We start from the raw sequence: 22,447 nt of genomic DNA, 5'->3' as shown, positions 1-22,447 counted from the left end.
GTAGAGTGGACGCGCAACTGAGGAGGTTCCGTGCCGAATATCGACGTGATTCTGGGGGCCGAGTCCGATCGGAAGCGGCCGGTTCGCACAGAGCCCACGCAGCGTCGCAGCACGCAGCGGCTGGACGCCCTGCTCGATGCCGCTGCAGAGATCGTCGACGAGACCGGCTTCGAGCGGCTGACGACGCAGATGGTCGCCGAACGAGCCGGCGCTTCGATCGGCACCGTCTACCGATACTTCCCCGATCGTGTCGCCGTGTTGCACGCGCTCCGTGAGCGTTCGATCCGGCGCTATCGCGAGCGGGTCGCCGACGAGCTGGCGCGTGTCGAGCTCACCAACTGGTGGGATGTCGTCGACGTCGCACTCGAAGCGAGCGCGGCCTCGTATCGCGAAGAGCCGGGCTTCAGCGTCGTGTATGGGGCCGCGCGCGAGACCGCGGCCGACGACATCGAGCCCGAGTTCGCGCACCGCATCGCACGTCTCATCGAGGCGGAGTTCGGCGGCGAGGCCGAGCCGACCGAATTGCGTTTCCGGTTGGGCATCGCGATCGAGCTCGGCGACGCGCTCATCAGCCGCGCGTTCGAGCGCGAGGCATCCGGCGACGAGCGCTATCTCGCCGAAGCGAAGCGCCTCGTGCACGCCTATCTCGCCGAGCACCTCGGTGAGGCGCTGCGCGCGAGCACCGCCGCCTGACGACGCGAGGCATCGCCCGACGACTCCGTGCTGTTGTGAGGTTTGCCTCCCGGCGCGAATGGTGTTTGGCTTGAATCCGCACGTCGAATGACCGCCCGACACGGGGATTGAGGCCAGATGATCGAGTTCCGCGGCGTCACCAAGCAGTTCCCCGATGGCACCGTGGCCGTCGCCGGCGTCGACATCGTCATGCCACCGCACAAGACGACCGTGCTCGTGGGTTCCTCCGGGTCCGGCAAGACCACCCTGTTGCGCATGATCAACCGCATGGTCGACCCCACGAGCGGCCAGGTGCTCATCGACGGAGCGGATGTCGCGACCGTCGACCCGGTGCGGTTGCGTCGCGGCATCGGCTACGTGATGCAGAACTCGGGCCTGCTGCCGCACCGCAAGGTCGTCGACAACATCGCGACCGTGCCGCTCCTGCGTGGCACGAGCAAGGCAGAGGCACGCGCGCACGCGCTCGAACTGCTCGACACGGTGGGCCTCGATCGCTCCCTTGCCGATCGGTATCCGAGCCAGTTGTCGGGCGGCCAGCAGCAGCGCGTGGGCGTGGCGCGAGGCCTGGCGGTGGATCCGAACATCCTGCTGATGGACGAGCCGTTCGGGGCGGTCGATCCGATTGTGCGGGCCGAACTGCAACAGGAGTTGCTGCGCCTGCAGGGCGAGCTCGGCAAGACCGTCGTCTTCGTGACGCACGACATCGACGAGGCGTTCCTGCTCGGCGACCAGGTGGTGATCATGCAGCAGGGTGGCAAGATCTCGCAGGCGGCCTCGCCGACGGAGATCCTCGCGAACCCGGCCGACGACTTCGTCGCGGACTTCGTCGGGGCGAACCGTGGCAAGCGGGCGCTGCATCTCGCCCAGGTCGACGGCCGCAGCGTCGTCGTCGACGCCGACGGTCGCCCGGCTGGGATCCTGGCCCAGTGAACTGGCTCTGGTCGAACCTCGACCAGGTCGGCGAGCTCATCCTCGTGCACCTGGCATTGTCGGTGCCCGCGATCATACTGAGCTTCGTGTTCTCGGTTCCGATCGGATGGGTCGCCCACCGATCTCGGTGGGCGCACAGCGTGCTGCTGTCGCTCGTGGCACTCCTCTATGCCGTCCCGTCGCTCGCCCTGTTCATTGCGCTGCCCGCAGTGACCGGACTCACCCTCCGATCGCCCGTGAACCTCGTGATCGCACTCACCCTCTACGGCATGGCCGTGATGGTGCGAACGGCGGCCGACGCGTTCGACGCCGTGGAGCGCGACGTGCTCCAGTCGGCCACGGCGATGGGCTACTCGACGACCGGGCGCTTCTGGGTCGTGGAGCTTCCGCTCGCGGGCCCGGTGCTCCTTTCAGGCCTTCGGGTCGTCGCGGTGAGCACGGTGAGCCTCGCGACGGTCGGGGCGGTGATCGGGGTGCAGAGCCTCGGCAGCCTCTTCACCGACGGATTCCAGCGCGGCATCGAAGTCGAGATCATCGCCGGCATCGTCGCGACCATCGCGCTCGCGCTCGGACTCGATTGGGTGCTCGTGCACGTCGGGCGGTTGCTCATGCCTTGGTCACGGCCCGAGGTGAAGAACGTCCGCGGCGAGCCGACGCCCGTCGTCAAGCGGGTGGATGTCGCATGAACCTCTTCCTCGACGCCCTGGCGTGGCTCTTCGACCCTGCCCAGTGGAGCGGGTCCGGCAGCATCCCGCAGCGCATCGGCGAGCACGTGTGGATCTCGCTCGTCGTGCTCCTGATCGCGTCGGCCATCGCCCTGCCGGTGGGCGCGATCATCGGACACAGCGGCCGGGGCCGCGAGGTCGCCATCAGGGTCTCGGGCGGGCTCCGCGCGCTTCCCACGCTCGGCGTGCTCACGCTCTTCGGCCTCTGGATCGGCATCGGCCTGTCCGCGCCGATCCTCGCCCTCGTCATCCTCGCGATCCCACCGCTCCTCGCCGGGGCGTATGCGGGGTTCGAGTCGGTCGACCGGCACACCATCGACGCGGCGCGGGCGGTCGGCATGCGTGAGAGCCAGATCGTCGGCAAGGTCGAGCTGCCGCTCGGGATGCCGATCCTCGTCGGAGGCATCCGCTCGGCGACGCTCCAGATCATCGCCACGGCGACGCTTGCCGCATTCATCGCCGATGCAGGTCTCGGCCGGTTCATCTTCGAGGGCCTGAAGATCCGGGACTACGGCGAGATGCTCGGCGGCTCCATCCTCGTCATCATCCTCGCCCTCGTCGTCGACGGATGCTTCGCCGTCACCCAACGCCTCGTGGTGCCCGCCGGGGTGCGGGCCGCGAGATCTCCAGAGCTCCGCTCCGCGCCCGCCCGGCCACGAGCGGTCGTGGGTCACGCCATCAATGAAGGGAATCAGTAAATGATCACAGCAGGAAAAGGCCGGCTTGCTGCCCTCGCAGCCGTCGCGGTCGGGGCGACAGTGGCCCTGGCAGGGTGCGCATCCGGTGATCCACTCAACGGGGGATCGGCCAACGGGAGCACCAGCGAGACGATCGTCGTCGGTTCGCAGGACTACTACTCCAACGAGATCATCGCCGAGCTGTACGCCCTGGCGCTCGAGGAGAACGGCTACACCGTCGATCGCCAGTTCCGGATCGGCCAGCGCGAGGTCTACATCCCCGAGATCGAGGGCGGCGGCATCGACGTCTTCCCCGAGTACACGGGCAACCTCCTCCAGCACTACGTGCCCGACACCGAGGCCACGACGAGCGACGACGTGTACGCCGAGCTCGAGACGTCTCTGCCCGAGGGGCTGCGAGTGCTCGACCAGTCGCCTGCGACCGACCAGGACTCCTACAACGTCACGCGGGAGTTCTCCGAGGCGAACGGCGTCACGAGTCTCGCCGATCTCGCGAGCGTGACCACGCCGCTGACGCTCGGGGGCAACTCCGAACTGGAGACCCGACCGTACGGCCCCGATGGGCTCAAGGAGGTGTACGGCGTCGACGTCGCCTTCACTCCGATCGAAGACAGCGGCGGGCCGTTGACGATCAAGGCCCTGGAAGACGGCCAGGTGCAGCTCGTCAACATCTACAGCGCCAACCCGGCGATCGCTTCGAGCGACCTCGTGACGCTCGAGGATCCCGAGGGGCTCTTCCTCGCGTCGAACGTCGTGCCCGTCGTGAGCGAGAAGGTCACCGACGAGATCGCCGAGATCATCAACACGGTCAGTGCCGCCCTCACCGCCGAAGACCTCGTGGAGCTCAACGCCCTGAGCGTCGACGAGCAGCAGTCCGCCGAAGACATCGCCGCCGACTGGCTGGCCGAGCAGCAGCTCTTCTAACGGTTCGCGTCGAGATTCGAGGGGTCGGATGCCGCGGCATCCGGCCCCTCGTCGGCTGGTGCCGCCGCCTCTGCCATGTGCTTGGCTTCCGAGCGCATGAGGAGCTTCTTCACGCCCCAGACGCCGAAGAGGAAGATCGCGATCACCCCGACGAAGAGGTAGCCGGCCCAGTGCAGCTCACGGCTGAGCTCGCGGTAGCCGCCTGCGGCGAGCGAGCCGACACTGACGTAGGCGAATGACCAGACGACGCAAGCGGGCACGGTCCATGCGAGGAAGCGCCGGTACCGCATCGTGCTCATGCCGACCGTGAGCGGAACGAGCGAGTGCAGCACGGGCAGGAAACGCGAGATGAAGACCGCGGGACCGCCGCGCCGATCGAGGTAGCGCTGGGCCCGGTGCCAGTTGTGATCGCCGATCCGCCGGCCGAGCCGCGAGTGCAGGAGGTGGGGCCCGAACCACCTTCCGAGCCCGAAGCCGATGGTCTCGCCCGCGAGTGCGCCGAGGATGACGGTGAAGATGAGGGCGAAGTACTCGACCGGGCCCGCCACCGCCGTCGAGGCGACGAGCACAACGGTGTCGCCCGGCACGACGAGCCCGATGAGCACCGAGGTCTCGAGGAGGATGCCGACGCCCGCGAGCAGGGTACGGGCGATCGGATCGACGCTCTGCACAGTGTCGAGGATCCAGTCGAGGATCTCGTTCATACGCTCGAGCGTATCGATGCGCGTGACCGCGCGCGTCCGACTAGAGGAGGATTCCGAGCATCGCGGCGACGGGCAGAGCGATGAGGGCGGCGGATACCGCGATCACCGCCACGCGCAGGCCGAACGCCGGCTCGCCGCGACGGGATCGGAGCCGGGCGAGCCGCGCGTCGAGCATCGCGGCATCGGGACTCACCCCGCCCGCGTCGACGTAGGCGCCGAGCTCGCCTTGGCTGCCGACGCGTTCGATGGCTCGCCGGAGCGGATCGGCACCCACATCGCGCCGAGCGCGATCGTCGGCGAGCATCTCGGTGAGCCATGCCACGGAACGCTCAGCGCGATTCGCGATGGGGAACCAGGGGAGTGCGCTGTGCCAGGCACGGAACGCCAGGAGCACGAGGTGGTGGAACTGGTCGAGGTGGGCTCGCTCATGTGCGATGACCGCGGCGAGCTCGTCGTCGTCGAGCGCCTCGACGAGCCCGGCGGTGAGCACGGTGGCGGTGCGGATGCCGGGCACGCAGTACGCGAACGGCACGGAATGGGCCAGCACCCGCGTGTGCGGCTGGCCGGGCAGCGGGTCGCTCAGCACGTCGATCAGCTGGTGCTGCCGGCGCCGTTCGCGCTCGGCCCGCGCCGCGGTCGACACGAGATTCAACGCGAGGTGCACGGCGAGCAGTACCGCGAGTGCGAGCGCGGCGAGCTGTGCGAGGCCGAAACCCGGCGGGATGGGCCCGGTGACGAGACGCGGGAGGAGTTGCACGGCGGCGTCGAGCAGGGAGCCCGCCGGCGCGGCTCCGAAGGCGAGGAGGCATCCGATCATCGACAGGCCGCCCGCGAGGGCGATCGCCTGCCACAGCGCGACGGCGACCGCAGGGGAGCGGGCGGTCCACGAGGCACGGGAGAGGGCGACGGGGATCGGCCAGGCGAGGGCGAAGGCCAGCGCGCCGAGCGATGCCGCGACGACGAGCACGGTCAGCGGTGGGTGTGCTCGTCGAGCAGGCGCCGAAGGATGGCGGCCTCGCCGTCGCTCACCGAGCCGACGAAGCGGGCGAGCGCTGCGTCGCGGTCGCTCGCGCGGTCGAGCACCTCGTGCATGAGCTCGGCCGTGTGCTCTTCGCGGCTGAGCAGCGCACGGTAGCGGTGGGGACGCACGTCGCGTGCGCGGGAGACGAAGCCCTTTCGCTCGAGTCGTGAGAGCACGGTGAGCACCGTCGTGGTCGCGACGGCCCGGGCCGGCCCCTCGCCGCGCTCGGCGAGACGGTCGCGCAGCTCGTTGGCGGTGAGGGCGGCGTCGCTGTTCCACAAGAGCTCCATCACGGAGCGCTCCAATTCACCGAGACTCGCCATGCCACCAGACTACCGTCGGCGCGCCAAATGTTCTACGCTCTGTAGAAGAATGTTCTACACGCTGTAGAACAGCGAGGCCGCGAGGCGATCGTGAGAAGGGGCATCCGTGAACGAACTGCTCGACCCCCTGCTGCTGTCGAGATGGCAGTTCGGCCTCACCACCATCTACCACTTCCTCTTCGTCCCGCTCACGATCGGCCTCGCGAGCACCGCCGCCGTCTTCCAGACCGCCTGGTACCGCACCGGCAAGGCTGAATACCTCCGCATCACGCGGTTCTTCGGCTCGATCTTCCTCATCAACTTCGCGATGGGCGTCGTCACGGGCATCGTGCAGGAGTTCCAGTTCGGCATGAACTGGTCGGAGTACTCGCGCTTCGTCGGCGACGTCTTCGGCGCACCGCTCGCGCTCGAGGGCCTGCTGGCGTTCTTCTTCGAGGCGACGTTCATCGGCCTCTGGATCTTCGGCTGGGACAAGCTGCCCCGCGGACTCCATCTCGCGACGATCTGGGCGACCGCGATCGGCAGCATCATGTCGGCGTACTTCATCATCGCGGCGAACGCGTTCATGCAGAACCCCGTCGGCTACGAGCTGAATACCGAGAAGGGGCGCGCTGAACTCGTCGACATCTGGGCGCTGCTCACGAACCCGGTCGCCGTCGCCGCGTTCCCGCACACGATCGCGGCGAGCTTCATGGTCGCCGCGGGGCTCATCATCAGCGCCGCGGCCTGGCACCTCGCCCGCAACCAGCACCTCGACACGATGCGCACCGCACTGAAGTTCGGCTTGTGGACGATGGTCGTCGCGGGCGCGCTCACGACGCTGTTCGGCGACCAGTTGAGCCTCGCCATGGTCGAGACCCAGCCCATGAAGATGGCTGCCGCCGAAGCCACGTACGACACGGTGTGCGGCGCGGATGCCTCGTTCTCGCTCTTCACCCTCGGCACGCCCGACGGCTCCACCGAGCTGTTCTCGATCCGGGTGCCCTACTTGCTCTCGTTCCTCTCGACGCACACGTTCGACGGATGCGTCGAGGGCATCAACGACCTCCAGGCGCAGTACACCGAGCTCTACGGACCGGGCGACTACGCGCCGATCATCTGGGTCACCTACTGGGCGTTCCGGTGGATGATCGGGCTCGGAATGCTGCACGTCTTCATCGCTGTGGTCGGCCTCTGGCTCACCCGCAGGGGGCGGATGCCGCGGCATCCGCTGGTCTGGAAGGCCGCGATCTGGAGCTTCCCGCTCTCGCTCGCCGCGATGATCGTCGGCTGGGTCTTCACCGAGATGGGGCGGCAGCCGTGGATCGTGTTCAGCCTGATGCCGACGGAGTCGGCGGTCTCGCCGAACGTGAGCGGGCTCGAGGTGCTCATCTCGCTCGTCGCTTTCACCCTGATCTACGGTGTGCTCGCGGTCGTCGAGGTGCGGCTCGTCATCCGCGCGATCAGGAGCGGGCCGCCCGAGGTGGGCGAACCCGATCCCGAGACCGGCCGCGTCGAGCCGGCCACGACGGTGTACTAGGAGGAGTCGGACATGGATCTGCCTGTGCTGTGGTTCTGGATCGTCGCGTTCCTCTTCGTCGGCTACTTCGTGCTCGACGGGTTCGACTTCGGCGTCGGGATGTCGCTGCCGCTGCTCGGTCGCGACGAGACCGACCGACGCGTGCTCATCAACACGATCGGCCCGGTGTGGGACCTCAACGAGACGTGGGTCATCGTCGCGGGCGCCTCGCTGTTCGCGGCGTTCCCGGAGTGGTACGCGACGCTGTTCTCGGGGTTCTACCTCCCATTGCTGCTCATCCTGCTCGCGCTCATCGCTCGCGGCGTCTCGTTCGAGTACCGTCACCAGCGCCCGGAGGCAGCGTGGAAGCGCCGGTTCGACGGCATGATCACCGTGGGCTCGGCGGTACCTGCGCTGCTGTGGGGGGTCGCCTTCGCGAACATCGTCCAGGGCGTGCCCCTTGATGCCGGGCACAACTACACCGGTTCCGTCGTCGACCTGCTGAATCCCTATGCCCTCCTCGGCGGGGTGACGACACTGCTCCTCTTCCTCACGCACGGCGCGGTGTTCGTCTCGCTGAAAACGGAGGGGGAGCTGCGGCAGCGGGCGCGGCTCCTCGCCACCCGAGCCGGCGCGGTGACCGTCGTCGTCGCTGCGACGTTCCTCCTCTGGACGGGGCTCGCCTTCGGCACTGCGTGGTTCTGGGTCTTCGCCCTCGTCGCCGCGGTCGCCCTCGTCGGCGGCTGGCTCGCGAACGCGCGCGCGGCGGAGCGCACAGCCTTCACCCTGCTCACGATCACCGTCGCGTCCGTCGTGCTCGCGCTGTTCTCCGCGCTGTTCCCCGAGGTCATGCCGGCATCGAACGACTCCGCGAACAGCCTCACGATCGCGAACGCGTCGAGCTCGACGTACACGCTCACCGTCATGAGCTGGACGGCGCTCATCTTCCTGCCCCTCGTGCTCGTCTACCAGGGCTGGACCTACTGGGTGTTCCGCAAGCGGGTCAGCCGGGCCTCGATCGACGCTGCTGCGCACTGACCGTGAAGCCCCTCGACCCGCGACTCGTGCTGCGCTCCCGCGCCGCTCGCGGCTTCCTCCTGTCGGGTGCCGCGCTCGCCCTCCTGCAGGCCGCAGCCACGATCGCATTCGCGTGGGCGCTCACCGCCCTCGTCACGGGATTCATCGGCGGCGAATCGCCCGCGGGCAGCGGTGGTGCGCTCGTGGTGCTGCTCGCCGCGGCATCCGTGCGCGCCATCGCGGGGTGGCTCTGGGAGTGGGTCGGCTCCGCCGGGGCGATGCGGGTGAAGTCGGAACTGCGCGACGACCTGCTCGCAGCGCTCGAACGGCGGCCCGGCGGCATCCGGAGCCTCACGACGGCAGGCGCCGCGACGCTGCTGGGCCCGGGGCTCGACGCGCTCGACGAGTACTTCGGACGCTACCTGCCGCAACTCGTGCTCACCGTGGTCGCGACTCCCGTGCTCGTCGTCTCCGTCTGGGTGGCCGACTGGCTCTCGGGGCTCATCCTGGTCATCGTGCTGCCGCTCATCCCGGTGTTCATGGCGCTCATCGGCATGGCGACGGGCGCGGTGCAGCGGCGGCAGTGGCGGCGGCTGGAATCGCTGTCGAAGGGATTCCTCGAGGTGGTCGGCGGACTGTCGACGCTCATGGTGTTCGGCCGGGCCGAACGCCAGGTCGGCCGCATTCGCGACGTCACCGACGCGTACCGGTCGAGCACGATGAAGGTGCTGCGCGTGACGTTCCTCTCCGGCTTCACCCTCGAGCTCGCCGGCAGCCTCTCGGTCGCGCTCGTGGCGGTGTCGATCGGGCTCCGCCTCGTGGCAGGGGACTTCACGCTCGCGCCTGGTCTCTTCGTGCTCGTGCTCGCGCCCGAGGTCTTCCTCCCGATCCGCAACGTCGGAGCCGCCTTCCATGCCTCGACGGCCGGCCTCGAGGCCTCGCGCGACGCGCTCGACGCGCTCGAGCAGGCGGATGAAGCGGACATGCCTTCGACTGTGCTGGCGGCTGATGCGGCGGGAGCCGCGGATGCCGCGGGCCTCCGGGTCCGCGACCTGCGGGTGATCCGCGACGGCGCCGTCGTGCTCGAGGGCCTGAACCTCGACGTCGCGCCGGGTGAGTTCGTCGTCGTGACCGGTGACAGCGGCTCGGGCAAGTCGAGTCTCCTCTCGGCGATCCTCGGGTTCGCCGATTTCGAGGGCGAAGTGACCATCGATTGCATGCCGGTCGGTGCAGCGACGCGCTCGAACACCGCGTGGGCCGGCCAGGCACCACACCTGCTCGGGGGCACCATCGCCGAGAACGTGCGGTTGGGGCATCCGGATGCCGCGCCGCAACTGCTCGAACGGGCCCTCCGCCTCGGCGGCGTCGACCTGCCGGGCCGTCGCACACTCGGACCGAGCGGCGCGGGGCTGTCGGGCGGCCAGGCGCAACGCGTCGCGACGGCACGCGCCGTGCACCGCCTGCTCGCCGCCGACGCTCGCGTCCTCCTGCTCGACGAACCGAGCTCCGCGCTCGATGCCGATCGCGAGCAGGAGCTCGGCCGATGCCTCCGGGAGATCTCCCGCGACGGGCGGGCCGTGCTCGTGACGACGCACCGACCGGGACTCGCGGAGGCGGCGGACCGTACCGTGGCGTTGTCGGAGGTGGCCCGTGTCTGATCGTTCAACGGCCGTGCTGCGGCAAGCCGTGCCGCCATTCCGCCGGCTCGTGCCGCCGGTGCTGCTCGGCATCGCCGCGGGGCTCTCGAGCGTCGCACTGCTCGCCGCGAGCGCGTGGCTCATCGTGCGGGCTGCCGAACAGCCGCCGGTGCTGTACCTCTCACTCGGCGTCGTCGGCGTGCGCGCCTTCGCGCTGAGCCGGGCGGTGTTCCGGTACCTGGAGCGCCTCGCCGGGCATGACGCGGCGTTCCAGCAGCTCGCGGCGATCCGCGCGGGCGTGTTCGAGCGGCTGCTGCCGATCGCGCCCGACGGGCTCGCCGCCACGCGTCGCGGCGACCTGCTCGCGCGCTTCGTCGGCGATGTCGATGAACTCCAGAGCGTCTCGCTCCGCATCGTGCAGCCCGTCGCGAGCGCCTCGGTGGTAATGGTCGCCGCCGTCGCGGGCCTCGCATGGCTCGCCCCGGCATCTGCCCTCGCGGCGGCAGGATGCCTCGTCGCGGGCATCATCGTCGCGATCGTCGCGCAGCAGGTCATCGCGGTGCGCGCCGACCCGCACATCGCGCCCCTTCGAGGCGAATTGCAGGCGGCTGTGGTCGAGCACGTGCAGGCGCTCGACGTGCTCGTCGCGTTCGATGCCGCTGCGACCGGGCGGGCACGCATCCGACGGCTGGGGAAACGGCTCGAGCGGGCGACCCGCAGACGGGCGTCGGCCGTCGGCATCACGACGGCGGCGATGAGTGCGGTGGGCGGATTCGCTGCGGCGGCGAGCATGTGGGCGGCAGAGCCGCAGCTCGCGGGCGGCCGGATCGACGCGCCGACGTTCGCCGTGCTGTGTCTCGTGCCGCTCGCGATCGCCGAGGTCTCTTCGGCCCTGCCGATCGCGGTGGGGTTCCTTCGCACTGCGCAGTCGAGCGCCGAACGGGTCGCCGATGCCGTGCCCGACATCGTTCCCGACGGCGTGCCGATCCCGCCGAGTGCCCCGGCCGAATCGCCCAGAGGAACCGGGGCGCCGGCGCTGCACTTACGTGGGGTCCGCGCCCGGTGGCCGCGCGTGGCGGGAGCCGACGATCCGCACACGGGCGTCTCGCGCGTCGATGAGATGAGTCTGGCACCGTCTGATCTCGGTCCCCTCGACCTCGACGTCGAACCCGGGGAGCGGGTGCTCGTCGAGGGAACGTCGGGCTCGGGCAAGACGACACTCGCCCACGTGCTCGTGCGGTTCCTCGAGTACGACGGATCGTACCGACTGGACGGTGCCGAGGTCTGTGACCTCGATCCGATGGAGGTTCGGCGCATCGTCGGTCTCGTCGAACAGCGCCCATGGCTCTTCGATGAGGACATTCGCCAGAATCTCCTCTTCGCCAGAGACACCGCGAGCGACGCGGAACTGGTCGCCATGCTCGCCCGAGTGGGACTCGCGGACTGGGTGGCCGAGCGCGGCGGACTCGGTGCACCCGTCGGCGAACGTGGTGCACTCGTCTCGGGAGGGCAGGCCCAGCGCATCGCCCTCGCTCGCGCGATGCTCGCCGACTTCCCGGTGCTCGTGCTCGACGAACCGACGGCGAGCGTGGATCCCGACCGCGCCGACGCGCTGCTGCGCGACCTCCTCACCGCAGCAGGATCCGACCGATCGGTCGTGCTCATCTCGCACACCGGCGCCCCGCGAGAGCTCATCGACCGGGCGATCTCCGTGAAGCCGGCCGCAGCGTCGCCTGTGCGCCACAGCGACGCTTAAGGGATCGAGAGCTCCGATCGGCCGTCGAATCCGAGCGCATCGCGCACGCCTGTTGCGTATCGCTCCCGAGATGTGGCGCGTTGTAGCGGCCATCTGGTTGACTCTGGTCGACATCGGCCATGCGACACCAGATGCTGAGGAGCATTTCGCCATGAGAGCCACGATCACCGGTACCACCTTCGCCGTCACCGCCGCGCTCCTGCTGGGTGCTGCACCCGCCCACGCACACGATGAAGTGTGGGTCGACGACAGCACCATGGACTCCGGCAAGGAGACGCATAACCATCACGCCCAGCACAGCGAAGAGGAGGGCCATCTGCCCGCCTCGAGTGAGAACGTCGACCTCATCGGCAACCTCGACCTCTTCGGCGATGAAGAGCAGCCGGGGCGTGTCGCCGACGTCTCGGCCTACGGCAACTACGCCTACCTGACCGCATTCTGGGAGCCCGAGTGCGACCGCGGCGGGGTGTACATCGCCGACATCTCCGACCCGGCCTCGCCCGAGTTCGTCTCCCTGGTCCCGAGCCACCGCGGCACGTTCAGCGGCGAGGGCTCGCAAGTCATCCATCTCGAGACGAAGTACTTCAGCGGTGAGGTGCTCGCCTTCCAGAACGAGATCTGCCCGGGCGAGACGAAGGGCATCGGCGGCATCACGCTCGTCGACGTCACCGACCCGACGAAGCCGAAGAAGCTCGTCGAGGGATTCGGCGACTTCACCGTGAACGGCAAGGCGCAGACCACGTCGAACGAGACCCACTCGGTGCGCATGTGGACCGACGGCGACAAGGCGTACGCCGTGCTCGTCGACGACGAGGAGGACACCGACGTCGACATCCTCGACATCACGAACCCGTCGAAGCCGAAGCTCATCTCAGAGACCTCGCTCGACGCCGACACGGCGCAGGCGCCCGGTGCGGTGCACGGCGACGCGGTGTTCCTCCACGACATGGTCGTCGAGGAGATCGACGGCGTGCAGACGATGCTCGCCTCGTACTGGGACGGCGGCTACGCCAAACTCAACGTCGACGACCCGGCCAACCCCGTGTTCATCGCCGACACCGACTTCGCGGCGGCCGATCCGGTCCGTGCCGAGTTCGGTGAGACGATCTCGCCTGAGGGGAATGCCCACCAGGCCGAGTTCACGAACGACAAAGAGTTCTTCATCGCCACCGACGAGGACTTCGATCCGTACCGAGTCACGGCCACCATGGAGGACGGCACCGAGTTCACCGCAGTCCAGGGTTCCGACGTGACGCAGATCGACGCCGACACGAGCCTTGCCGGGGGCACTCGCTACCTGGGCCTCGCGTGCGACGCCGCGTCGATACCGCCCGCAGACGACACGGCGAGCGTCGCGGTCATCGAGCGTGGTGTGTGCGACTTCGTCGTCAAGGTGCAGAATGCCGAGGCGGCCGGATACGCCGGTGTGATCGTGTTCAACCGCACCGGAGTCGACGGGTGCGACTCGCTCGTGTCGATGCTCGTCGACGCCGACATCCCCGCGGTGTTCGTCTCGCGCACCGACGGATTCCGCATCCTGACGGGCGAGGTTCCGGCCGACTACACCTGCGACGCATCGGGTGCCGGCACCCTGATCCCGACGGCGGTCGGCGCTTCCGGCCAGGACGTCGACATCTCGGCGGTCTTCGACGGATGGGGCTACGTGCACCTCTACGACGCCAGCACGATGCAGGACCTCGACCAGTACTACGTGCCCGAGAGTCAGGACCCGGCGCACGCGTCGGGCTCCGGTGACCTCTCGGTGCACGAGGTCGCGACCGATCCCGATGAGAACCTCGTCTACATCTCGTACTACGCGGCGGGATTCCGGGTCGTGAGCTACGGGCCTGACGGCATGGAGGAAGTCGGGCACTTCATCGACGAGGGCGGGAACAACTTCTGGGGCGTCGAGGTGCATGAGCACCCGAACGGCCAGAAGTACGTGCTCGCCTCCGACCGTGACAGCGGCGTGTACATCTTCCAGTACAACGCGCCGTGATCGGCTGAAGGGCTGAACGGATGACGGTGGGTCGGCGCGGAAGCGCCGGCCCATCGTCATGTCGCCACGCCTTCTTCGCAACCGCCCGGCGCGCACACCTAGGCTGAGAGGATGCCGCGCCGCGTCCGAACCCGCTCGTTGCCCGAGTGGCGCGACCCCGAGGCCGTGTTCCGGGCGTGGTTCGCGAATGCCCCCTACGCGGTGTGGCTCGACGGCGGTGCCGAAGCTGCATCCGGGGTGAGCGTCCTCGCCGCGGCCCATGAGGGCAGCGAGTTCGTGACCGCCGACGTGACGAGTGGCACCGTGACCCGCTCGACGCCGATGCGCGGCGACGACGGCGCGACGACGGTCGAGGCATCCGTGTTCGAGGTGCTGGCCGAGCGGCTGCACGGCATGACCGCCGGGCTTGGCCAGGACGCCGGGGTCGGCGGCCCACTCGGCTGGTTCGGCTGGTTCGGCTATGAGTTGGGCGCCAGGCTGAACGGCGTGCCCGTCGAGCCGGCCGAGACACCGGATGCCGCCTTCCTCTTCGTCGACCGCGCGATCGCCTTCGATCACGCCGCGCGGTCGATGCGCCTCGTGTGGCTCGAGCCCGACCCCGTCGACGAGGCCGGGGAGCCCGAGGTCGCCGACGTTCGGGCGTGGGCCGACGCCATGAGTGCCGCTCTGCAGTCGCCGCTCGAGGCGCCCCCGGCGACGGCGACGGCGGCGGCCCCGGCCACAGCGGCACCCGCAGTGCGGTGGCGCCACGACCCGCGCGCCTACGCGTCGCTCATCGCCGAGTGCAAGGCCGCGATCCTGCGCGGCGACGCCTACCAGCTCTGCCTCACCAACCGCATCGACGTCGACGTGCGGCCCGACCCCGCCGAGACCTACCTCGCCCTGAGGGCCTCGAGTCCGAGCCACCATGCCGGCTACCTCAGGTTCGGGGCGTTCGCGCTGCTGAGCGCGTCGCCCGAGCAGTTCCTGCACGTCGACCCCGATGGGCTCGTCTCGACGAAGCCGATGAAGGGCACTCGCCCGCGCAGCGCCGACCCCGCGCGCGATGCGGCGCTGCGACGCGAGCTCCTCGAGAGCGAGAAGGAACAGGCCGAGAACCTCATGATCGTCGATCTCATGCGCAACGACCTCGGTCGCATCGCCGAGCTCGGCAGCGTGTCGGTGCCGAGCCTCCTCGACGTCGAGGAGTATGCCCACGTGCACCAACTCGTCTCGACGGTGACCGCGCGGCTGCGGCATCCGCTCACGGCCCTCGACGTCGTGCAGGCGGCGTTCCCCGCCGGGTCGATGACCGGGGCACCGAAGCACAGCGCCATGACGATCCTGCACGAGCTCGAGCGCGGCCCCCGCGGCGTGTATTCGGGGGCGTTCGGGTACCTCGGCATCGACGGGAGCGCCGACCTGGCGATGGTGATCCGTTCGATCGTTCTGACCCCCGACGGCGCGAGCATCGGCACGGGCGGTGGCATCACGGCGCTCTCCGTCGCCCCCGAGGAGATCGAGGAGACGCGAGTGAAGGCGCGGGCCCTGCTGGCCGTGCTCGGCGCGGCGATGCCCCCGGCAGAGTGAGTAGTCTTGATGTTCGAGCGCGCCGCGATCTTGCGCGCCCGGAACCCGGAGCCCGCCCGGGGCAGCGACACACGATTGAGAGTCACGTGGCACACGATCAGGACCCAGCACACGCCGACGCCGGCGCGTACGACTTCGCCTCGATCCAGGCGAAGTGGCTTCCCGTCTGGGAAGAGCTGCAGCCCTTCCGTGCCGGCCGGCCCGGCGACATGAGGCCGCGCAAGTACATCCTCGACATGTTCCCCTACCCGTCGGGCGATCTGCACATGGGGCACGCCGAGGCCTTCGGCTACGGCGACACCGTCGCTCGCTACTGGCGCCAGCAGGGCTTCGATGTGTTGCATCCCGTCGGTTGGGACTCCTTCGGCCTGCCTGCCGAGAACGCGGCGATCAAGCGGGGCATCGACCCGCGGCCGTGGACCTACGACAACATCGAGCAGCAGAAGCGCTCGTTCCGCCAGTATGCGCCGTCGTTCGACTGGTCGCGCGAGCTGCACACGAGCGACCCCGAGTACTACAAGTGGAACCAGTGGCTCTTCCTGAAGCTCTACGAGAAGGGCATCGCCTACCGCAAGGCCGGGCAGGTGAACTGGTGCCCGAACGACCAGACCGTGCTCGCGAACGAGCAGGTCATCGACGGGCATTGCGAGCGCTGCGGCGCCGTCGTGACGAAGAAGGCGCTCACGCAGTGGTACTTCCGGGTCACCGACTACGCCGACCGGCTGCTCGACGACCTCAACCAGCTCGAGGGGGCGTGGCCGTCGAAGGTCCTCTCCATGCAGCGCAACTGGATCGGCCGCTCCGCCGGTGCCGACGTCGAGTTCGAGATTGAGGGGCGCGATGAGCGCGTGTCCGTGTTCACGACACGGCCCGACACGCTCTATGGCGCAACCTTCATGGTCGTCGCGCCCGACTCCGAACTCGCCGCCGAACTGGCCGCCGAGGCATCCGACGAGGTGCGCTCGCGGTTCCAGGGCTACCTCGATTCCGTGCGCGCCGAGAGCGACATCGACCGACTGAGCACCGAACGCCCGAAGACCGGTATCTTCCTCGAGCGCTACGCGGTGAACCCCGTGAACGGCGAGCGGTTGCCGATCTGGGCGGCCGATTACGTGCTCGCCGACTACGGGCACGGCGCGATCATGGCGGTGCCGGCCCACGACCAGCGCGACCTCGACTTCGCCCGGGCCTTCGGGCTGCCGGTGCGGGTCGTGGTCGACACGAACGCGCCCGTCACGGGCGTGATCCCCGTGATCCCGCTCGACGAACACGGCGACCCAGTGTTGCCCGACGACTACGAGCCGGTCGATCCGGCAACGACGGGAATTGCCCTCGCGGGGGAGGGCCGGCTCATCAACTCCGGCCCGCTCGACGGCCTGAGCAAGTCGAACGCGATCCGCCGGGTCATCGAGCTGCTCGCCGAGCGCGGCCTCGGCAGGGCCTCGAAGAACTTCCGGTTGCGCGACTGGCTCATCTCGCGCCAGCGCTACTGGGGCACACCGATCCCGATCATCCACTGCGTCGAGTGCGGCGAGGTGCCCGTGCCCGAGAGCGAGCTCCCGGTCAGGTTGCCGGATGCCGCCGGGCTCGACTTGAAGCCGAAGGGCGCGAGCCCGCTCGGCGCCGCCGAAGAGTGGTCGAAGGTGGCGTGCCCGAACTGTGGCGGCGACGCTCGCCGCGACTCCGACACCATGGACACGTTCGTCGACAGCTCCTGGTACTACCTGCGGTACCTGAACCCGAACGACGACACCATCGCGTTCGACCCGGCCGAGGCCGAGAAGTGGATGCCCGTCGACCAGTACGTGGGCGGCGTCGAGCACGCCATCCTGCACCTGCTCTACTCCCGATTCATCACCAAGGTGCTCTTCGACCTCGGCTACCTGAGCTTCACCGAGCCGTTCACGTCGCTCCTGAACCAGGGCATGGTCATCATGGACGGCGCCAAGATGTCGAAGTCGAAGGGCAACCTCGTCGAGTTCGCGAGCGAGCTGTCGGCCCATGGCGCCGATGCGCTTCGGGTGACGCTCGCGTTCGCCGGGCCGCCCGAAGACGACATCGACTGGGCGGATGTCTCGCCGGTCGGCGCCGCGAAGTTCCTCGCGCGCGCGTGGCGGATCTCGGGCGAGGTCACCTCGAGCCCCGACATCGAATGGAAGTCCGGAAACCCTGCGCTGCGCCGCATCACGCACCGGTTGCTCGCCGATGCTCCGAGCCTCATCGAGGCCTTCAAGTTCAATGTCGTCGTGGCGCGGCTCATGGAACTCGTGAACGCGACGCGCAAGGCGATCGACTCGGGCGCCGGAGCAGCGGATGCCGCCGTGCGGGAGGCATCCGAGGTCACGGCCATGATCCTGAACCTCTTCGCGCCATATACCGCCGAAGACATGTGGGAGCGCCTCGGGTACGAGCCCACCGTGGCACTCGTGCCGTGGCGCAAGCCCGATCCGGCGCTCCTCGTCGAGGAGTCGGTCACCGCGATCGTGCAGGTCGACGGCAAGGTGCGCGATCGACTGGAGGTCTCGCCCAAGGTGTCGGGCGATGAGCTCGAGGCGCTCGCCCGTTCCTCGGCGGGCGTCGCCCGCGCGATCGGCGAACGCGAGATCGTGAACGTCATCGTTCGTCCTCCCCGACTCGTGAACATCGCCACGCGCGCCTGACCGGCAGGCACCGACTCGCCCTCGACAGCGGCTCGAGGGTCCGAGGTGTCCGCTGACCTGATCGAGCGCGTGATCCGGTCGGTCTGGCTCGCGTAGCGTGCGGGCATGCCCGCGAGCCCCGACCCCCAACTGCTCGATGCGCTCGACCCGGTCGCTCGGCGCGCCGGCCCGCGCGTTCGCATCGCGGTCGGTGCCGCCGTCGTGCTCTTCGTCGTCGCGGTCGCCGTGGCGGCGATGCTCTCGTTCGCGGCGAGCGGCGGGGGTGGCCAGGAACGCATCGACGCTGTCGAGGTCGAGGCGACGGATGCCGCGGGGCATCACGCTTCGGTCGAGGAGGTGGCCACGACCCCGCTGCTCGTGCACGTGCTCGGTGCCGTGGCGAAGCCGGGGCTCGTCGAGCTCGCGGCCGGCTCGCGCGTCGTCGACGCCGTGGCCGCTGCCGGCGGCTTCACGGCCGAGGCCGATCCGGCCGGCGTCAACCTGGCGCGACCCGTGGTCGACGGCGAGCAGCTCGTGGTGCTCGCGATCGGGCAGGTGCCGCCGCCCGGCCCCGCCGCCGGTTCGGGCGCCGATTCGAGTGGATCGGCCACCTCCGGCGACGGCGTCGTGCACCTGAACACGGCCGACGTCGCGGCGCTCGACACGTTGCCCCGCATCGGACCGGCGCTCGCGCAGCGCATCATCGACTGGCGTGACGCGAACGGGCCGTTCACGAGCGTCGAGCAATTGCTCGAGGTCACGGGCATCGGCGATGCCGTCTTCGCCGGGCTCGTCGATCGCGTGAGTCTCTGAATGCGCGACCTTCGATTGCTCGTTCCCGCCGCAGCGGCCTGGGTGGCCGCCTGGGGTGCGGTCGCCGCCCCCGACGCCGGCATCGCGCCCTGGCTGTTCGCCGCTGCCTGCTGGGCAGTCGCCGGCCTCACGACCGCCGTGCTGGCCGGCATCCTACTGGTGCGAAGGCGCGACGCGATCGAGATCCCGAGGCAGGCTCGGGCGCGCCTGATCATGCCCTTCGCCGCGACGGCGCTCGTGTCGCTCGCCGCGTGCGGGCTCGTCTCGACGTCGGCGGCTGTCGGGCTCGACGCTCGGGAACGATCGCCCCTGCAGAGCGTCGCCGCAGAGCACAGCACGGCCGCCGTCGTGATCGAGCTCACGACGGCGCCACGCCCTGCCCCCGCTCTCTGGTTCGATCCGGCGGCGGACCCACCGGTGCGCCTCGAGGGGCGCCTCATCGCCGTCGATGGTCGTACCGTACCGGCGGTGCCGGTCACGGCAATGGGCTCAGCCCCGGGCGACGGACTCGATCTCGGTGCACACGTGGCGTTCGATGCCCGTGTCGCGGCGCTTCCTGCAGCGGAGGGTGCGGCGTTCCGATTGCGACCGGTCACCGAGCTCGAGGTCACGGCTGCTCCGCCACCCTGGCTCGGCTGGTCGGCAGGGCTTCGCAGCGGATTCGCCGCGGCCGCGAGCGCGCTCGGCGGCGATGGCGGCGCGCTCGTGCCCGGACTCGCGATCGGCGACACCGGTGCGGTCGGCGCCGAGCTCGACGCCGCCATGAAGTCGAGTTCGCTCAGCCACCTGACGGCGGTGTCGGGCGCGAACTGCGCGATCGTCACGGCAGCCGCCTTCGCCCTCGCGGCGGCCCTCGGCCTCGCCCGATGGATCCGCGTCGGGATAGCACTCGTCGCCCTGATCGGCTTCATCGTGCTCGTGACACCGGAGTCGAGCGTCGTCCGGGCCGGCGCCATGGCCGTCGTCGTGCTGGCCTCGATCGCGTCGGGCCGCCAGGGCGGTGGCATCGCAGCCCTGGCGCTCGCGGTCGTGGCCCTGCTCACGTTCGACCCGTGGTTCTCGCGCGACTACGGATTCGCCCTCTCGGTGTGTGCGACCGCCGGGTTGCTGCTCCTCGCCGCGCCGCTCACGAGCGCGCTCGCGCGGGTGATGCCCGTGCCGATCGCCGCGCTCCTGGGCGTGCCACTCGCCGCTCAGCTCGCGTGCCAGCCCGTGCTCGTATTGCTCGATCCCGGGCTCGCGCTCTACGGCGTGCCGGCGAACCTGCTCGCGGCACCGGCGGCGCCGCTCGGCACGGTCGTCGGCCTCGTCGGCTGTCTCCTCCTGCCGGTGCTGCCCTCCGTCGGATTCGCCTGCCTTCAACTCGCGTGGCTGCCCGCGAGCTGGATCGCGCTCGTCGCGCACGGCGCCTCCGCGATGCCGCTGGGGCGCTGGCCATGGCTGCCCGACGCGCCGGGCGCAGTGCTCCTGGCGACGTGCACGGCCCTGGCGCTCTGGCTCGCGTTCTCACGCCGGCGTCGACCGAGGGTTCGCGCGTCGGCGTGGGCAGCCCTCATCCTCGCCGTGGCGATCCCGTTCGGGATGCTCGTCGGCGCACCGGCCGTCAGCTTCGTCACCAAGCCCGGTGAGTGGGATGTCGCGGCCTGCGACATCGGGCAGGGCGACGCCGTGCTCCTGCGGTCCGCAGGTGAGACGGCGCTCATCGACACCGGCCCCGAGCCCGCCGCGCTGCAGCGATGCCTCGCGCTCCTCGGTATCGACCACATCGACCTGCTCGTCGTCACGCACTGGGACGCCGACCACGCCGGGGGAGTGGCGGCCGTCGTCGGACGAGTCGGAACAGTGATCCACGGCCCACTCGACGGCGAGCGTTCCAGCCGCGTGCTGGGTCCGCTCACGAGCGGGGGAGCCGCTGTGATCGAAGTCGTCACCGGACATCGGGGCGCGCTCGGCGATGCGCGCTGGAGGGTGGTGTGGCCCAAGCCCGGTGCGATTCCGGGCAATGACGCGAGCATCGTGCTCGACGTCGACGCGCCGGGCTACCGCGGGGTGTTCCTCGGCGACCTCGGCGAGGGCGCGCAATCGCGGATGTTGTCGTCGGCCGACCTCGGCGTCGTCGATCTCGTGAAGGTCGCGCACCACGGGTCGGCTGATCAGAGCGAGTCGTTGTACGACGAGCTCGGCGCCACGGTCGGGCTCATCGGCGTCGGTGCCGACAACGGCTACGGACATCCGACCGACCGGCTCCTCGACCTCCTCGCCGACGCCGGCACCGCCGTCGTGCGCACCGACCGCGCGGGCACCGCTGTGCTCACGGCGAACGACGGCGGCTTCGAGCTGTGGACGGAACGCGGCGCGGGCGGCGTCGGTGCCCGACCGTAGACTTGACGCGGAACGGGAGGTGCTGTGGCGGCACGCGCGAGTGGATCGGTCAAGGCGAAGGCGGCGATCCCGCAATTGCCGTGGCACGCCATCCGCCCTGCATCGGTCGTGCTCGTCACGGGCGGCGAAGAGGTCCTCGCCGAGCGTGCCACGGCGATGCTCCGAGACTTCCTCCGCGCAGAAGATCCCGCACTCGAGGTGAGCGATCTCGAGGCCGACGGGTATCGCCGCGGCGAGCTCCTCACCCTTGCGAGCCCCTCGCTGTTCGGCGAACCACGGCTCATCCGCGTGCAGGCCGTCGAACGGGCGAGCGACGACTTCCTGCTTGATGCGCTCGACTATCTCGGCCAGGTCGCCGATTCGACCACGCTCGTGCTCCGGCACAAGGGAGGCGTGCGGGGCAAGAAACTCCTCGACGCGATTCGCGCCGGCACGGGCGGCGGCATCGAGATCGTCTGCACCGAGCTCAAGAAAGACGCCGAGAAGCAGGATTTCGCCGCCACCGAGTTCCGCGCCGCCGGTCGCAAGATCAGCCCGGGGGCGCTGCGTGCGCTCGTGGCGGCCTTCAGCGATGACCTCGCCGAGCTCGCCGCCGCGTGCCGGCAGCTCATCGCCGACGCTCCAGGCGACATCTCCGAGGCCGTCGTGGCGCGGTACTACGGAGGCCGCGTCGAGACCAGTTCATTCGCCGTCGCCGATGCGGCGATCGCTGGCCGCCGTGGAGATGCGCTCATCGCCCTGCGTCACGCGCTCGACAGCGGCGCAGACCCCGTGCCGATGGTGGCAGCGTTCGCCATGAAGGTACGCACAATGGCCAAGGTGTCGGGGGTGCGCGGCGGCGGAGCGCAGGTCGCCTCGTCGCTCGGGCTCGCGCCGTGGCAGGTCGACCGGGCGCGTCGCGATCTCGCCGGCTGGAACGATGAAGGGCTCGCTCGTGCGATCGAGGCGCTCGCGGCGACCGATGCAGCGGTCAAGGGCGCCGAGCGCGATCCGGTGTTCGCCCTCGAACGACTCGTCGGCGTCATCGCCTCCCGCGGGCGCGATCCTCGCTGAAGTCGCCTCGGCAGAGGTCACCCCGGAGAGGTCGCCCGGCCGCGGTCGCCCGCCAGTGTGCCGGGA

At 69.8% G+C, this 22,447-nt stretch carries 18 protein-coding genes; 15 read left to right on the top strand and 3 right to left on the bottom strand.

Features of this window, described 5'->3' with window-relative positions:
• The first annotated feature begins 30 nt into the window (after nt 1-30).
• The 5 genes from ESP51_RS08640 to ESP51_RS08620 all read left to right on the top strand — a co-directional run bounded on the left by ESP51_RS08640 (nt 31) and on the right by ESP51_RS08620 (nt 3,970).
• Nucleotides 31-693, top strand: coding sequence for a TetR/AcrR family transcriptional regulator (locus ESP51_RS08640; RefSeq protein WP_129520503.1), 663 nt, complete (start codon nt 31-33; stop codon nt 691-693).
• A gap of 117 nt (nt 694-810) precedes the next feature.
• The gene (locus ESP51_RS08635) at nt 811-1,623 is read left to right on the top strand and encodes an ABC transporter ATP-binding protein (protein ID WP_129520502.1); all 813 of its coding nucleotides are present in this window, start codon (nt 811-813) and stop codon (nt 1,621-1,623) included.
• The gene (locus ESP51_RS08630; RefSeq protein ID WP_129520501.1) at nt 1,620-2,309 is read left to right on the top strand and encodes an ABC transporter permease; all 690 of its coding nucleotides are present in this window, start codon (nt 1,620-1,622) and stop codon (nt 2,307-2,309) included. Before ESP51_RS08635 ends, ESP51_RS08630 begins: the two co-directional genes overlap by 4 nt.
• Complete coding sequence (locus tag ESP51_RS08625; protein ID WP_129520500.1) at nt 2,306-3,046, top strand: ABC transporter permease; 741 nt, start codon at nt 2,306-2,308, stop codon at nt 3,044-3,046. Before ESP51_RS08630 ends, ESP51_RS08625 begins: the two co-directional genes overlap by 4 nt.
• Entirely contained in the window at nt 3,047-3,970 is a 924-nt protein-coding gene (locus ESP51_RS08620; protein WP_129520499.1) for an ABC transporter substrate-binding protein, read from the top strand.
• Here the strand turns inward: ESP51_RS08620 and ESP51_RS08615 are convergent.
• Genes ESP51_RS08615 through ESP51_RS08605 form a run of 3 tightly spaced genes read right to left on the bottom strand, consistent with a single transcriptional unit; the run spans nt 3,967 to nt 6,018 of the window.
• Nucleotides 3,967-4,674, bottom strand: coding sequence for a DedA family protein (locus ESP51_RS08615; RefSeq protein ID WP_129520498.1), 708 nt, complete (start codon nt 4,672-4,674; stop codon nt 3,967-3,969). The genes ESP51_RS08620 and ESP51_RS08615 overlap by 4 nt on opposite strands.
• Nucleotides 4,675-4,714: 40 nt before the next feature.
• Nucleotides 4,715-5,641 (bottom strand): M56 family metallopeptidase, encoded by a 927-nt coding sequence (locus ESP51_RS08610; protein ID WP_129520497.1) that lies wholly within the window; start codon nt 5,639-5,641, stop codon nt 4,715-4,717.
• A gap of 2 nt (nt 5,642-5,643) precedes the next feature.
• A complete protein-coding gene (locus ESP51_RS08605) occupies nt 5,644-6,018 on the bottom strand; it encodes a BlaI/MecI/CopY family transcriptional regulator (RefSeq protein ID WP_129520496.1) in 375 nt (124 codons plus the stop codon).
• A gap of 106 nt (nt 6,019-6,124) precedes the next feature.
• Here ESP51_RS08605 and ESP51_RS08600 point away from each other — a divergent pair, with 106 nt between their 5' ends.
• From ESP51_RS08600 to holA, 10 genes are all read left to right on the top strand, one after another.
• Entirely contained in the window at nt 6,125-7,537 is a 1,413-nt protein-coding gene (locus ESP51_RS08600; RefSeq protein ID WP_129520495.1) for a cytochrome ubiquinol oxidase subunit I, read from the top strand.
• Between the two features lie 12 nt (nt 7,538-7,549).
• The gene (gene cydB / locus ESP51_RS08595) at nt 7,550-8,554 is read left to right on the top strand and encodes a cytochrome d ubiquinol oxidase subunit II (protein ID WP_129520494.1); all 1,005 of its coding nucleotides are present in this window, start codon (nt 7,550-7,552) and stop codon (nt 8,552-8,554) included.
• A gap of 2 nt (nt 8,555-8,556) precedes the next feature.
• Complete coding sequence (gene cydD, locus ESP51_RS08590) at nt 8,557-10,191, top strand: thiol reductant ABC exporter subunit CydD (protein WP_129520493.1); 1,635 nt, start codon at nt 8,557-8,559, stop codon at nt 10,189-10,191.
• Entirely contained in the window at nt 10,184-11,926 is a 1,743-nt protein-coding gene (gene cydC, locus ESP51_RS08585) for a thiol reductant ABC exporter subunit CydC (protein ID WP_129520492.1), read from the top strand. The genes cydD and cydC overlap by 8 nt, the downstream gene beginning before the upstream one ends.
• Before the next feature lie 151 nt (nt 11,927-12,077).
• Complete coding sequence (locus ESP51_RS08580) at nt 12,078-13,925, top strand: PA domain-containing protein (protein WP_164990467.1); 1,848 nt, start codon at nt 12,078-12,080, stop codon at nt 13,923-13,925.
• 111 nt (nt 13,926-14,036) lie between these two features.
• The gene (pabB, locus tag ESP51_RS08575) at nt 14,037-15,494 is read left to right on the top strand and encodes an aminodeoxychorismate synthase component I (RefSeq protein WP_129520490.1); all 1,458 of its coding nucleotides are present in this window, start codon (nt 14,037-14,039) and stop codon (nt 15,492-15,494) included.
• A gap of 86 nt (nt 15,495-15,580) precedes the next feature.
• Nucleotides 15,581-18,154, top strand: coding sequence for a leucine--tRNA ligase (gene leuS / locus ESP51_RS08570; RefSeq protein ID WP_129520489.1), 2,574 nt, complete (start codon nt 15,581-15,583; stop codon nt 18,152-18,154).
• A gap of 105 nt (nt 18,155-18,259) precedes the next feature.
• A complete protein-coding gene (locus ESP51_RS08565; protein ID WP_129520488.1) occupies nt 18,260-18,946 on the top strand; it encodes a ComEA family DNA-binding protein in 687 nt (228 codons plus the stop codon).
• Nucleotides 18,947-21,328: a ComEC/Rec2 family competence protein gene (locus ESP51_RS08560; RefSeq protein WP_129520487.1), complete on the top strand. Its 2,382-nt coding sequence runs from the start codon at nt 18,947-18,949 to the stop codon at nt 21,326-21,328.
• 24 nt (nt 21,329-21,352) lie between these two features.
• Nucleotides 21,353-22,381, top strand: coding sequence for a DNA polymerase III subunit delta (gene holA, locus ESP51_RS08555; protein ID WP_129520486.1), 1,029 nt, complete (start codon nt 21,353-21,355; stop codon nt 22,379-22,381).
• Nucleotides 22,382-22,447 lie beyond the last annotated feature (66 nt).

The sequence above is a fragment of the Agromyces albus genome, from assembly GCF_004134825.1.
GTDB lineage: Bacteria > Actinomycetota > Actinomycetes > Actinomycetales > Microbacteriaceae > Agromyces > Agromyces albus.
Note: the sequence above shows the minus strand (reverse complement) of the source record. Positions and strands in the feature narration are given on the sequence as shown.

Bases quoted from the DNA above. Each gene is read 5' to 3' on its own strand.
- ESP51_RS08625 (WP_129520500.1), top strand. From the start codon at position 2,306: ATGAACCTCTTCCTCGACGCCCTGGCGTGGCTCTTCGACCCTGCCCAG.
- ESP51_RS08565 (WP_129520488.1), top strand. From the start codon at position 18,260: ATGCCCGCGAGCCCCGACCCCCAACTGCTCGATGCGCTCGACCCGGTC.
- ESP51_RS08615 (WP_129520498.1), bottom strand. From the start codon at position 4,674: ATGAACGAGATCCTCGACTGGATCCTCGACACTGTGCAGAGCGTCGAT.
- ESP51_RS08635 (WP_129520502.1), top strand. From the start codon at position 811: ATGATCGAGTTCCGCGGCGTCACCAAGCAGTTCCCCGATGGCACCGTG.
- ESP51_RS08605 (WP_129520496.1), bottom strand. From the start codon at position 6,018: ATGGCGAGTCTCGGTGAATTGGAGCGCTCCGTGATGGAGCTCTTGTGG.
- ESP51_RS08620 (WP_129520499.1), top strand. From the start codon at position 3,047: ATGATCACAGCAGGAAAAGGCCGGCTTGCTGCCCTCGCAGCCGTCGCG.
- pabB (WP_129520490.1), top strand. From the start codon at position 14,037: ATGCCGCGCCGCGTCCGAACCCGCTCGTTGCCCGAGTGGCGCGACCCC.
- ESP51_RS08560 (WP_129520487.1), top strand. From the start codon at position 18,947: ATGCGCGACCTTCGATTGCTCGTTCCCGCCGCAGCGGCCTGGGTGGCC.
- ESP51_RS08580 (WP_164990467.1), top strand. From the start codon at position 12,078: ATGAGAGCCACGATCACCGGTACCACCTTCGCCGTCACCGCCGCGCTC.
- cydB (WP_129520494.1), top strand. From the start codon at position 7,550: ATGGATCTGCCTGTGCTGTGGTTCTGGATCGTCGCGTTCCTCTTCGTC.